Source organism: Pseudomonas defluvii (genome assembly GCF_001695625.1).
In the GTDB taxonomy this organism is placed as follows: Bacteria; Pseudomonadota; Gammaproteobacteria; order Pseudomonadales; family Pseudomonadaceae; genus Aquipseudomonas; species Aquipseudomonas defluvii.
This window is the reverse complement of sequence record NZ_MBPN01000130.1, coordinates 1-11479: the sequence shown is the minus strand read 5'-3', so window position 1 is coordinate 11479 and position 11479 is coordinate 1. Positions and strand designations below refer to the sequence as shown.

The 11479-nt window shown below is 57.1% G+C and carries 15 protein-coding genes and 1 pseudogene; 14 read left to right on the top strand and 2 right to left on the bottom strand.

Annotated features, from left to right (window positions below; genetic code table 11):
* Positions 1-76: 76 nt before the first annotated feature.
* A pseudogene (locus EKA13_RS23575) lies at positions 77-379 on the bottom strand (OprD family outer membrane porin); the annotation flags it as partial.
* A gap of 797 nt (positions 380-1176) precedes the next feature.
* Between EKA13_RS23575 and EKA13_RS23570 the strand changes: the two are divergent.
* Both EKA13_RS23570 and EKA13_RS23565 read left to right on the top strand, forming a co-directional pair.
* The gene (locus tag EKA13_RS23570) at positions 1177-1602 is read left to right on the top strand and encodes an HIT family protein (RefSeq protein ID WP_065761592.1); all 426 of its coding nucleotides are present in this window, start codon (positions 1177-1179) and stop codon (positions 1600-1602) included.
* A gap of 3 nt (positions 1603-1605) precedes the next feature.
* Positions 1606-1812 (top strand): SlyX family protein, encoded by a 207-nt coding sequence (locus tag EKA13_RS23565; protein ID WP_065761591.1) that lies wholly within the window; start codon positions 1606-1608, stop codon positions 1810-1812.
* A gap of 68 nt (positions 1813-1880) precedes the next feature.
* Here the strand turns inward: EKA13_RS23565 and EKA13_RS28680 are convergent, their stop codons facing one another.
* Positions 1881-2462 carry a cold-shock protein gene (locus EKA13_RS28680; protein ID WP_065761590.1) on the bottom strand — a complete coding sequence of 194 codons (582 nt, stop codon included), beginning with the start codon at positions 2460-2462 and terminating at the stop codon, positions 1881-1883.
* Between the two features lie 327 nt (positions 2463-2789).
* On the opposite strand from EKA13_RS28680, the gene EKA13_RS23555 reads away from it, so the two are divergent.
* The 12 genes from EKA13_RS23555 to tolA form a co-directional block, all read left to right on the top strand.
* Complete coding sequence (locus tag EKA13_RS23555) at positions 2790-3260, top strand: Dps family protein (protein WP_065761589.1); 471 nt, start codon at positions 2790-2792, stop codon at positions 3258-3260.
* Between the two features lie 263 nt (positions 3261-3523).
* Positions 3524-3853: a ribbon-helix-helix domain-containing protein gene (locus EKA13_RS23550; protein ID WP_065761588.1), complete on the top strand. Its 330-nt coding sequence runs from the start codon at positions 3524-3526 to the stop codon at positions 3851-3853.
* Positions 3854-3964: 111 nt separating this feature from the next.
* Entirely contained in the window at positions 3965-4186 is a 222-nt protein-coding gene (locus tag EKA13_RS23545; protein ID WP_065761587.1) for an FmdB family zinc ribbon protein, read from the top strand.
* 94 nt (positions 4187-4280) lie between these two features.
* The gene (aspS, locus tag EKA13_RS23540) at positions 4281-6056 is read left to right on the top strand and encodes an aspartate--tRNA ligase (protein WP_065761594.1); all 1776 of its coding nucleotides are present in this window, start codon (positions 4281-4283) and stop codon (positions 6054-6056) included.
* Positions 6057-6159: 103 nt separating this feature from the next.
* Positions 6160-6906 carry a YebC/PmpR family DNA-binding transcriptional regulator gene (locus EKA13_RS23535; RefSeq protein WP_065761586.1) on the top strand — a complete coding sequence of 249 codons (747 nt, stop codon included), beginning with the start codon at positions 6160-6162 and terminating at the stop codon, positions 6904-6906.
* 116 nt (positions 6907-7022) lie between these two features.
* On the top strand, positions 7023-7547 hold the full coding sequence (ruvC, locus tag EKA13_RS23530; protein ID WP_065761585.1) for a crossover junction endodeoxyribonuclease RuvC: 525 nt from the start codon (positions 7023-7025) through the stop codon (positions 7545-7547).
* Positions 7548-7653: 106 nt separating this feature from the next.
* Positions 7654-8262 carry a Holliday junction branch migration protein RuvA gene (gene ruvA, locus EKA13_RS23525; protein WP_065761584.1) on the top strand — a complete coding sequence of 203 codons (609 nt, stop codon included), beginning with the start codon at positions 7654-7656 and terminating at the stop codon, positions 8260-8262.
* Positions 8263-9318 (top strand): Holliday junction branch migration DNA helicase RuvB, encoded by a 1056-nt coding sequence (gene ruvB, locus EKA13_RS23520; protein WP_065761583.1) that lies wholly within the window; start codon positions 8263-8265, stop codon positions 9316-9318. It abuts the gene before it with no gap.
* Positions 9319-9442: 124 nt separating this feature from the next.
* Positions 9443-9898, top strand: coding sequence for a tol-pal system-associated acyl-CoA thioesterase (gene ybgC, locus EKA13_RS23515; RefSeq protein ID WP_065761582.1), 456 nt, complete (start codon positions 9443-9445; stop codon positions 9896-9898).
* A gap of 2 nt (positions 9899-9900) precedes the next feature.
* Positions 9901-10596, top strand: coding sequence for a protein TolQ (tolQ, locus tag EKA13_RS23510; protein ID WP_065761581.1), 696 nt, complete (start codon positions 9901-9903; stop codon positions 10594-10596).
* Positions 10597-10610: 14 nt separating this feature from the next.
* Complete coding sequence (tolR, locus tag EKA13_RS23505; protein ID WP_065761580.1) at positions 10611-11063, top strand: protein TolR; 453 nt, start codon at positions 10611-10613, stop codon at positions 11061-11063.
* The coding region (gene tolA, locus EKA13_RS23500) for a cell envelope integrity protein TolA (protein ID WP_100250159.1) at positions 11060-11479 on the top strand (420 nt) is incomplete at its 3' end. The genes tolR and tolA, both read left to right, overlap by 4 nt.

Below are 11479 nucleotides of genomic sequence, written 5' to 3'. Positions count from 1 at the left end.
GAGCTTACATTTTCTAAGATCCTCGACTCCTTTTCCAGCCGGTCAGATTTTTTCTACACCCTTAAATGCGAAGAGCCAGTTTCAGACCCAGCAAGCCAATGGCGTCTACACCAAAACCAACGGTGCCTTGGGTGAAGCCCGATTCAAAGGTACCGATGAAGCCTTGGCCCCACTCTTCGCGGCGGCTCTGGCCAGGTTTATCAATGCCCTCACTAGAACCGTTACGGTAGTCACGGCTGAAATACAGGTTGCGAAGTTTGACGTTCAGCGCGCTGTCTTCAACAAAACCCTTGGATTCATCCTGGGAAGATGCCATTGCCAGTTGTGAGGTGCCCGCGGCTACGGCCAGGGCGATAATGCTCCACTTCATCACGCGCATCGTGACTTGCTCCTTTGGTTTTTAGGAAGAGTTGCTGCCAGCCCAACTGGTTTTTTTATGCGGGCGGCTCTTTCTTTTTTTGCGTCGGCGGAATGTATATCACGCTGACGCATGTTGGCGATACTTGCGAAATGAACCTTTCGGTAACTTTACGGTCATGTCGCAAACAGTGTTGTCCCTGTCGCAAATCACGTCCCGGTTTTACGGGGCGTAGAACTCCAGCGCTGTTTTGGGCGGCTTAAGGATAGGTAAAAATAATCTAACCCTCGGCGCCAGCAACTCCCTGGTTACCCATGCAGCTGTTGTTATCTGTCGCACTCACCGTGTTCAGGCTGGTGCTGTGTCGACTATGGTCAGCAATGAATGCAACAAGCGTGCACAAAGCAGTGTCGGTCTCACAAATTTTTCACCTTTTTTTACGAAAACGCCTGCAAATGCCGAAAACGCGGGGGGCTAAGATCGCTTGGTTTGATCGGTTCTGTACTAATGACATAAGGCTTTTTTCGGGTTTTCACGTGGGCGTTACTGTCGGTGCAACGGGTGTTGGGTAGATTTTGGATACTCGCTGCATTCGGCTGGAGCGGGTGGCGTCATTTTGGTGCGAAAAGTAGCGCTTCTGTTACCGTTAGATTGTTAGCTACGTAACTAAGGGGCTTTTGTTTCAATAAATTGGCGCTGCTGATGCGTGTGGCCTTGATCGGTCGTGCTCTGTCGGATGAACAGCGGTATTCTGCATGTAGTGGTCTGCTTGGTGTCAATGCAAGTGAGACGGGTTATCGACTGTCGGGAGATGTGCCGTGTTTGTTCTGGATCCGCGCCTTGAACAGGATACGTATGTGCTGGGTGATTTTCCGCTCTGCCGTCTGTTACTGAGTAAGGATGCGAACTACCCTTGGTTTATTCTGGTGCCTCGCCGTGCTGAAGTCAGTGAGTTGTTTCAGCTTGATGGGGGTGATCAGCAGCAGCTCTGGAAGGAAACGACTGAGCTGGCTGAAACCCTCAAAGACAGCTTTGCCGCAGACAAGATGAATGTGGCAACGCTGGGGAATGTGGTCAGTCAGTTACACATGCACGTCATTGTTCGGCGTCGGAGTGATCTGGCCTGGCCTTCGCCGGTGTGGGGGCATTCGCCTGCCAGTGAGTACACGGCAGAGCAGCTTGCCGAAATTCGCCAGCGCCTGAAGATGGCGCTGGATAATGATTTTCAAGTCGTGGAGGGTTGAGCCATGTCCCTTGAGTTAAGAATCATGGAACTGGAGAGCCGCCTGGCATTTCAGGACGACACCGTTCAGGCATTGAATGATGTGCTGGTCGAGCAGCAACGTGTGGTTGAGCGCCTGCAGTTGCAAATGTCGGCGTTGCTCAAGCGCTATGAGGAGATGGTAGGTCAGTACCAGAGCGCTGAAGAGGAAGCGCCGCCTCCGCATTATTGAGAGTACCGTTCAGCGGGTACAAAAAAACCGCGATCAGCCAGGCTGTCGCGGTTTTTTATTGTGTGCAATCAGCGGCGTGGTGCGGCAATCACGTCCTCTGCCTGGAGGCCCTTGTCGCGGTTCATGACCGAGAACTCAACACGCTGGCCTTCGACCAGTACTCGGTGGCCTTCCCCGCGAATGGCGCGAAAGTGAACGAAGATGTCATCGCCAGAGTCGCGGGAAATGAAGCCGAAGCCTTTAGAGGTGTTGAACCACTTCACGGTGCCTGTATCACGATTGCTCATGTCGTAGTTGGGGGCTTGATTGTGAAGGGGGCGGGGTTTTACCAGATTTGCGATCAGGTGGGTAATGACCGCAAGTACTGCGCAGATCAGGGCGGGCAGGCTTCCCATGTCCTGGCGGGCAAGCAGGGTGATGGTTTGCAGAACCACTGCCAGTACCAGCAGTGCGCTTGCCAGTTGTTGCAGGTGCTGGCGAGGACGCGGCAGCGTTGCCACTGGAGCCAGGGTCAGGTTGAGCAGGCCGAAGAGTGCCAGGTAGACGGCGTCCGGTTGCTGCAGGAAAGGTGCCGCATCGGCTCTCAGGCTGGGTATTAAGGACAGCAGCAAAGCGGCTGCGCCCGTCAGGATGTGGACGATCTTGAACATGGTGGTTGGCTCACATTGTATAAGGAGGATCACAGTAAGAGCTGGCTCCATGGCGCGCAGGTGCACATTAGGGCGCAAAAACATGGAGGAGCAGCCTATGCGTCATGGCCTGGATGATTGGTAATGACAACACGCTACCTATTTAACAGCAAAGCTTGGGGGTTCTCAAATCGGCGGTCGGCGGCGGCTCATATGGCATGAGGTTTGGCTGATTCTGCCGCTGCAATCTGTCGCAGGGCTGCCGGGAAGGCTGCAGGGGTAGGCGAGTCTTGGTAGAGTGGCAAACATACCTGCTTGATGAGCAGGCACCATAGGAAGGGGAATGACATGGCAATTGATATCGGTATCAGTGAAGAAGACCGCAAATCTATCGTGGAAGGTTTGTCCCGTCTGTTGTCGGATACGTATGTCTTGTATCTGAAAACGCATAACTTTCATTGGAATGTCAGTGGTCCAATGTTTCGTACGCTACACCTGATGTTTGAAGAGCAGTATAACGAATTGGCCTTGGCCGTGGACTTAATTGCCGAGCGTATTCGTGCGTTGGGCTTTCCTGCGCCGGGAACTTATTCCACCTATGCGCGCCTTTCTTCCATCAAGGAAGAGGAAGGCGTGCCGTCGGCTGAAGAAATGATTCGTCAGCTGGTGGAGGGCCAGGAGGCGGTCGTGCGGACCGCGCGCGGCCTCTTTCCGCTGCTCGACAAGGTCAGTGATGAGCCGACCGCCGACCTGCTGACTCAGCGTATGCAGGTGCATGAAAAGACCGCCTGGATGTTGCGCGTGTTGTTGGATAAGTAATGTTTGGGTGTTAATCAGGCAATATTTCCTTGTCTGATTAAAAAGCCTGGCCCTTTAGGGGTCAGGCTTTTTTATTTATAACGCTGTTGTCGGCGCGCAGGGAAGTGTTTCGTCGGTAGAATTTTTATCTCGTGTCTGGCGGATTGCTCCTACGGCAATAGCATTTTGTTCTTCTAGAATGAAAATTATGTTGGGCGCTTTATAAGAGGGCGTGCGGCGTTAGTCGCTTATTTGTTCTCTTATTTATAAAGCGTGGTACTGATATGTCTCGAATGTTGAGTCGCGATGCTCGAGGAGCACTTGGCTTTCACGGGGTGACCGTTGATCCGTTCGAAGCGGATTTCAATATGAGCCTGGCACAACCGCTGTCGCGCTCGGTGCGCTTGAATGGCTTTGCGACCTGCCTGCGACTGGAGGAGGTCTACTGGAAGATTCTTGAGCGTATTGCGGTTGCCAATGGTTGCACGGTCAATTGCGTGCTCTCTTATGTGGACCGGGAGGTGCACCTGCGCCATGGTGGCGTGAAAAATTTCAGCGGTCTGGTGCGGGTCATTTGCGTGGTCTACCTGCTTGGCAGGGCTGCCGAGGCCTAGAATCATTCGCCCGGTGGGATGCTGGCGGGCTGCACAGCCTTCCTTAACCATATATAATCGCGCTTTTTACTGCGAGGCGTAGGCCCGCAGCGTAGTTAGCGAGACGTCCTCATGCCCCTGTACGACTATCAATGTGCTTCCTGCAATCATCAGATGGAAGTGCTTCAGAAGATCAGCGCTGCCCCACTGACCGACTGTCCGGCCTGTCAGGCGCCAGCGCTGAAAAAGCTGCTGTCCGTGCCAGGCTTTCGCCTGAGCGGTACCGGTTGGTACGAAACCGATTTCAAGACCGGCGCGAAAAAGAATCTTGCAGGCGGCGACAAGGCTGACTGAGTTGAACTGCACCGGCAGGGTCTTGCACTATTAGCCCCTTGCGGCGCCAAGACCTCCACTGAATTTTCGAATGACGAGAAGCGAAACCACCATCATGATGCGCAGCCATTATTGCGGCCAACTGAACGAGAGCCTGGAAGGTCAGGAAATTACCCTTTGCGGCTGGGTCCATCGTCGCCGCGACCACGGCGGGGTGATTTTCCTCGATATCCGTGATCGCGAAGGCATGGCCCAGGTCGTGTTCGACCCGGATCGCGCAGACAGCTTTGCTGCCGCCGATCGCGTGCGCAGCGAGTACGTGGTGCAGATTACCGGCAAGGTACGTCCGCGCCCGGCCGGAGCGGTCAACCCAAACATGGCTTCCGGTGCCATCGAAGTACTGGGTTACGAACTGACCGTGCTGAACGAAGCGGAAACCCCGCCGTTCCCGCTCAATGAGTATTCCGATGTTGGTGAAGAGACGCGCCTGCGTTATCGCTTTATCGACCTACGTCGTCCGGAAATGGCCGACAAGCTGCGTCTGCGTTCGCGCATCACGTCCAGCATCCGCCGTTTCCTTGATGAAAACGGTTTCCTTGACGTCGAAACGCCAATCCTGACCCGTGCCACCCCTGAGGGTGCGCGCGATTACCTGGTGCCAAGCCGTACGCATGCAGGCAGCTTCTTTGCCCTGCCGCAATCGCCACAACTGTTCAAGCAACTGCTGATGGTGGCGGGTTTCGACCGCTACTACCAGATCGCCAAGTGCTTCCGTGACGAAGACCTGCGTGCCGACCGTCAGCCGGAATTCACCCAGATCGACATCGAGACCAGCTTCCTCGATGAGTCCGAGATCATGGGCCTGACCGAGAGCATGATCCGCAAGCTGTTCAAGGAAGTGCTGGACTTGGAATTCGGTGAGTTCCCGCACATGACCTTCGAAGAGGCCATGCGTCGTTACGGTTCGGACAAGCCAGACCTGCGTATTCCCCTGGAGCTGGTCGATGTCGCCGACCAACTCAAGGAAGTCGATTTCAAGGTATTCAGTGGCCCGGCCAACGATCCGAAGAGCCGCGTTGCCGCGCTGCGTGTCCCAGGTGGCGCGAGCATGCCGCGTAGCCGCATCGACGAGTACACCAAGTTCGTCGGTATCTACGGCGCCAAGGGCCTGGCCTACATCAAGGTCAACGAGCGCGCCAAGGGTGTCGAGGGCCTGCAGTCGCCGATCGTCAAGAACATCCCGGAAGCCAACCTGAACGTGATCCTCGATCGCGTCGGTGCGGTCGATGGCGATATCGTCTTCTTCGGTGCGGACAAGGCCAAGGTGGTCAGTGAAGCGCTGGGTGCCCTGCGTATCCGCGTCGGTAACGATTTCAACCTGCACACCTGCGAGTGGGCTCCTATGTGGGTTGTCGATTTCCCGATGTTCGAGGAAAACGAAGACGGTAGCTTCAGCGCGCTGCACCACCCGTTCACCGCGCCTAAATGCACCCCTGAGGAGCTTGAGGCGAACCCGGCGACTGCGCTGTCGCGTGCCTACGACATGGTCCTGAACGGTACCGAGCTGGGCGGTGGTTCGATTCGTATCCACCGCAAGGAAATGCAACAGGCGGTCTTCCGTCTGCTGGGTATCGAGGCGGCGGAACAGGAAGAGAAGTTTGGCTTCCTGCTTGATGCACTGAAGTTCGGTGCACCGCCACACGGCGGCCTGGCCTTCGGCCTGGACCGTCTGGTGATGCTGATGACCGGCGCCCAGTCGATTCGTGAAGTGATCGCCTTCCCGAAAACGCAGAGTGCGGCCTGCGTCATGACCCAGGCGCCTGGCGTGGTCGATGCCAAGGCCCTGCGTGAACTGCACATCCGACTGCGCGAACAGCAGAAGGCTGAGTAAGGCGAAAACAGGGCGCATCTTCGGATGCGCCCTTGCGTTTCGGTAGTAACAAAGCTGCTGGGCATGCCCGGTAAGTGTTTCAAGCAGAATTCGGAGTTGCGTTATGGCAGGTCATTCCAAGTGGGCGAACATCAAGCACCGCAAAGAGCGCCAGGATGCCAAGAGAGGCAAGATTTTCACCAAGTGGATTCGTGAGCTGACGGTTGCTGCCAAACAAGGCGGTGGCGATCCGGGGTCCAACCCGCGTTTGCGTCTGGCACTGGACAAGGCGCTCGGTGCCAACATGAGCCGTGACATCATCGACCGCGCCATTGCGCGGGGTGCCGGTGCCACTGAGGCCGACAACGTTGAAGAGCTCAGTTACGAAGGCTACGGTCCGGGTGGCGTGGCGATCATGGTTGAGGCCATGACCGATAACCGTAACCGTACGGCTGCAGCAGTGCGTCATGCCTTCAGCAAGTGTGGCGGCAACTTGGGCACTGATGGTTCTGTGGCCTACCTGTTTGAGCGCAAAGGGCAGATATCCTTCGCTGCCGGTGTCGATGAAGACGCGCTGATGGAGGCGGCCATGGAGGCCGACGCCGATGATGTGGTCGACAACGGCGATGGTTCCTTCGATGTCTTTACCTCCTTCGCCAGCTTCTATGCAGTGCGCAGTGCGCTTGAAGCGGCGGGCTTCAAGGCCGCAGATGCGGAAATCGTGATGCAGCCGACTACCAGTGCCGAGCTGGATCTGGATGGCGCGCAGAAGGTGTTGAAGCTGATTGATATGCTGGAAGACCTGGATGACGTGCAGAACGTCTATTCCAATGCGGAAATTCCTGACGAGATCATGGAACAGCTCGCCTGAGTCTTTTGTTACGAGCTTTGTTCGAAGCCGGACCGCAGCCATTGCCTTGCACTGGCTGCGGTCCGGCTTCTGTCTTTTGACCGGCGCATCAAGGCGTCATTGTGCATGCGGGCGTTATGACTCTGATTCTTGGTATCGACCCAGGTTCGCGGATTACCGGCTACGGTGTGGTGAGACATACCGGGCGTGGCTGTGAGTATGTCGCCTCGGGTTGCATTCGCACTGGCAATGGAGAGCTGCATGAGCGCTTGCACATCGTTTATCGCGGCGTTCGCGAGATTATCCAGGCGCATGGGCCGGTAACGATGGGTATTGAGCGCGTATTCATGGCACGCAATGCCGACTCGGCGCTAAAGCTTGGCCAGGCGCGTGGCGCGGCCATTGTCGCCGCCGCCGAGGAGGGGCTGGAGATTGCCGAGTACACGGCGACTCAGGTCAAGCAGGCGGTTGCCGGTACGGGCGGGGCGAACAAGGAGCAGGTGCAGATGATGGTCATGCACCTGCTCAAACTGACCCAAAAGCCACAGATCGATGCCTCCGACGCCTTGGCAATTGCACTGTGCCATGCGCACACCCGATCCAGTCTGGTGCCGCATGGGTTGGGTAGCGCCCGCAGCCGCAGCGGGCGTCTGAGGCTCTGAACGCCGCATGGGTTCAGGTAGATTTTGCCGGTGCGTTGTCCCGTGCTGCTGTCTGTGCTGTTAAGGTGAGCGGCGTGTTGCTGTCACCCTTGGAAAGGATCGAAACGTGATTGGACGTTTGCGCGGGACGTTGGCTGAAAAGCAGCCTCCGCACTTGATTATTGACGTCAACGGCCTTGGCTATGAGCTGGAAGTGCCGATGACGACCTTGTATCGCCTGCCCAAGGTGGGTGAGACGGTGACCTTGCACACCCATCTGGTGGTGCGAGAGGACGCTCATCTGCTCTATGGGTTCCATGAGAAGCGTGAGCGCGAGTTGTTTCGCGAACTTATCCGGCTCAATGGTGTGGGGCCCAAGTTGGCGCTGGCACTGATGTCAGGGCTGGACGTCGATGAACTGGTACGCTGTGTTCAGGCGCAGGATGCTTCAGCGCTGGTCAAGGTTCCGGGGGTTGGCAAGAAGACGGCCGAGCGATTGCTGGTTGAGCTCAAGGATCGCTTCAAGGCCTGGGAGACCGCGCCGAGCCTGTTCGCCTTGGTGCCCAATGGCCCGCTGCCGGTTGCGCCAGTCTCCAGCGCCGAGTCGGATGCTGTCAGTGCGCTGATTTCCTTGGGTTACAAGCCGCAGGAGGCCAGTCGGGCGGTGGCCGCTGTGGACGCCAAGGGACTGAGCAGTGAAGAACTGATCCGCCGCAGCCTGAAGGGAATGATCTAAGTGATCGAAGCAGACCGTTTGATTGCAGCCACCGGGCGTGATCGAGAAGAAGTTCAGGATCGGGCTATCCGTCCATTGCGCCTGGCCGAGTACATCGGTCAGCCGGTTGTGCGCGAGCAAATGAGCCTGTTCATTCAAGCTGCTCGTGGGCGCAATGAGTCGCTGGACCATACCCTGATATTCGGCCCGCCAGGGCTGGGTAAAACCACATTGGCCAATATCATTGCCCAGGAAATGGGGGTTTCGATCAAAAGCACCTCGGGCCCGATTCTGGAGCGCCCCGGCGACCTCGCGGCGCTGCTGACCAACCTTGAGCCGCATGATGTGCTGTTTATCGATGAGATTCATCGGTTGTCGCCGATCGTGGAGGAGGTGTTGTATCCGGCAATGGAAGACTTCCAGCTGGATATCATGATCGGTGAGGGGCCGGCTGCTCGCTCGATCAAGCTCGATCTGCCGCCGTTTACGTTGGTTGGCGCTACCACGCGTGCGGGGATGTTGACCAACCCGTTGCGTGATCGTTTCGGTATTGTGCAGCGCCTGGAGTTTTACAGCACGGAGGACCTGGCGACGATCGTCAGCCGCTCCGGTGGCATTCTGGGTTTGCCAATCGAGGACGAAGGCGCATTCGAAATCGCTCGGCGCGCGCGTGGTACCCCGCGGATTGCCAACAGGCTGTTGCGTCGGGTGCGTGACTATGCCGAAGTACGTGGCAAGGGGCATATCACCAAGCCTGTCGCGGATATGGCCTTGAACCTGCTGGATGTCGACGAGCGTGGCTTTGATCATCAAGACCGCCGTCTACTGCTTACCATGATCGAAAAGTTTGATGGTGGGCCAGTCGGTGTCGACAGCCTTGCCGCGGCGATCAGTGAAGAGCGGCATACTATCGAAGATGTCCTGGAGCCATATCTGATTCAGCAGGGCTATATCATGCGGACGCCGCGTGGGCGGGTGGTGACCCGGCATGCTTACTTGCACTTTGGCCTCAACATTCCGGCTCGTGCGGGTGAGGCGGGTCGTGACGACGGTTTCGCCGCTCCGGCTGACGAGTGACAGATTTATCTCGCGTTTTCGTGGTCCTATTGCCAGGCATGGAAGGGTTGAGCTGGCAATACGACATATTCGATAAAAACAGTTGCCGGCGCGGATTGGCAAGTTCAGGAGTAAGCACTAGAGTATGCGCGCGCAAAATGGGGTTGAGCCATTCGCACATCGCTGTCGCGTCTATTACGAGGACACCGATGCGGGTGGCGTAGTGTATTACGTCAACTATCTGAAGTTCATGGAGCGCGCCCGCACTGAGCGGTTGCGTGACCTGGGGTTTGCCCAGTCGGAGTTGGCGACACAGAACATGTTGTTTGTCGTGCATTCCAGCGAGGCGCGTTATCACGCGCCAGCGCGTCTGGACGATGAATTGCGGGTGACGGCGCAGGTGCTCGAGCTGAATCGAGCCAGCTTGCGCTTCGTGCAGCAAGTCTGGCGCGAAAACGATAATACGCTGCTCTGCGAAGGGCAGTTTCTGGTGGCCTGTGTGCGCGCCGATACGTTCAAACCCAGGGCCATTCCCTCCGAGCTGCGAGCGGCATTTGTCGAAGCGGGCGGCCCGGGTACACATTCAAATGCAGGAGATTAAGCGTGGAAGCTAACGTCGTCGACCATACCTCCATGTGGAGCCTGGTCAGCAATGCCAGCATCGTTGTACAGCTGGTCATGCTGGCTTTGGTGGCCGCATCGGTAACCTCATGGATCATGATTTTTCAACGCAGCACCATGCTGCGTGCCGGTCGCCGTGCGCTGGAAAACTTCGAGGAGCGCTTCTGGTCAGGTATCGACCTGTCCAAGCTGTACCGCCAGGCTGGTAGCAACCCGGATCCGGACTCCGGCGTAGAGCAGGTTTTCCGTGCCGGCTTCAAGGAATTCTCGCGTCTGCGTCAGCAGCCGGGTGTCGATCCTGATGCGGTCATGGAAGGTGTGGGTCGTGCCATGCGCGTCGCCATCTCCCGTGAAGAGGAAAAGCTCGAGCAAAGCCTGCCGTTCCTTGCAACCGTGGGTTCCACCAGCCCTTACGTCGGCCTGTTTGGTACGGTCTGGGGGATCATGAACTCCTTCCGCGGTCTGGCCTCCGCTCAGCAAGCCACGCTGGCAACCGTTGCGCCAGGTATCGCCGAAGCACTGATCGCAACCGCGATCGGCCTGTTTGCTGCGATTCCGGCGGTTATCGCCTACAACCGTTTCGCTGCGCGCAGCGAAGTGTTGATCGGTCGTTACTACACATTTGCCGACGAGTTCCAGGCCATCCTGCACCGTAAAGTGCATACCAGCGAAGAGTGATCAGGTAAAAACCAATGGCCCGAGTTCGTCATAAACGCAAGCCGGTCGCCGAGATGAACGTGGTGCCATACATCGACGTGATGTTGGTACTGCTGGTCATCTTCATGGTCACCGCACCGATGCTCAACCAGGGCGTGAAGGTCGATCTGCCCAAGGTTTCCAGTGAAGCCTTGCCGCAGGACAACAATGTCCAGGTCCTGACCATATCGATCAAGGCTGACAAGACCTATTACTGGAACCTTGGCAGTGAAGTCGACACCGACAAGCAGATGGACAAGGCAATGACCTTGCCGCAAATGACCGACGCGGTGACCAAGATCATCGCTGCCGGACGTGACCAGGGGAAACAGACCCAGGTCTTCATCCGTGGCGACAAGTCCGTCGATTACGGCGCGGTCATGGGCGCCATGGGCGGGTTGCAGAAAGCGGGTGTCGGTAACGTTGGCCTGATTACCGAGGCGCCCTGATGCAACAGCGAGAGCCATCCGCCTCGGAAAGCTATTTCTGGCCCAGTGTATGGGCCATCGCGCTGCACGTTCTGGTGTTCGGCATGCTGTTTGTCAGTTTTGCCATGACCCCGGAGCTGCCGCCGGCCAAGCCTATCGTCCAGGCAACCCTGTACCAGCTCAAGTCCAAGAGTCAGGCGACCACCCAGACCAATCAGAAGATTGCCGGGGAAGCGAAGAAAACCGCTTCGCGCCAGACCGAAGTCGAGCAGATGGAGCAGAAAAAGGTCGAGCAGCAAAAGCAGGAAGCGGTGAAGGCTGCGGAACAAAAGAAAGAAGAAGCTGCTCAGAAGGCTGAAGCGGCCCGTGAAGCGGCTGAGGCGAAGAAAGCCGAGGAAGCTGCGAAGGCGGCCGAGTCAAAGAAAGCCGATGAGGCC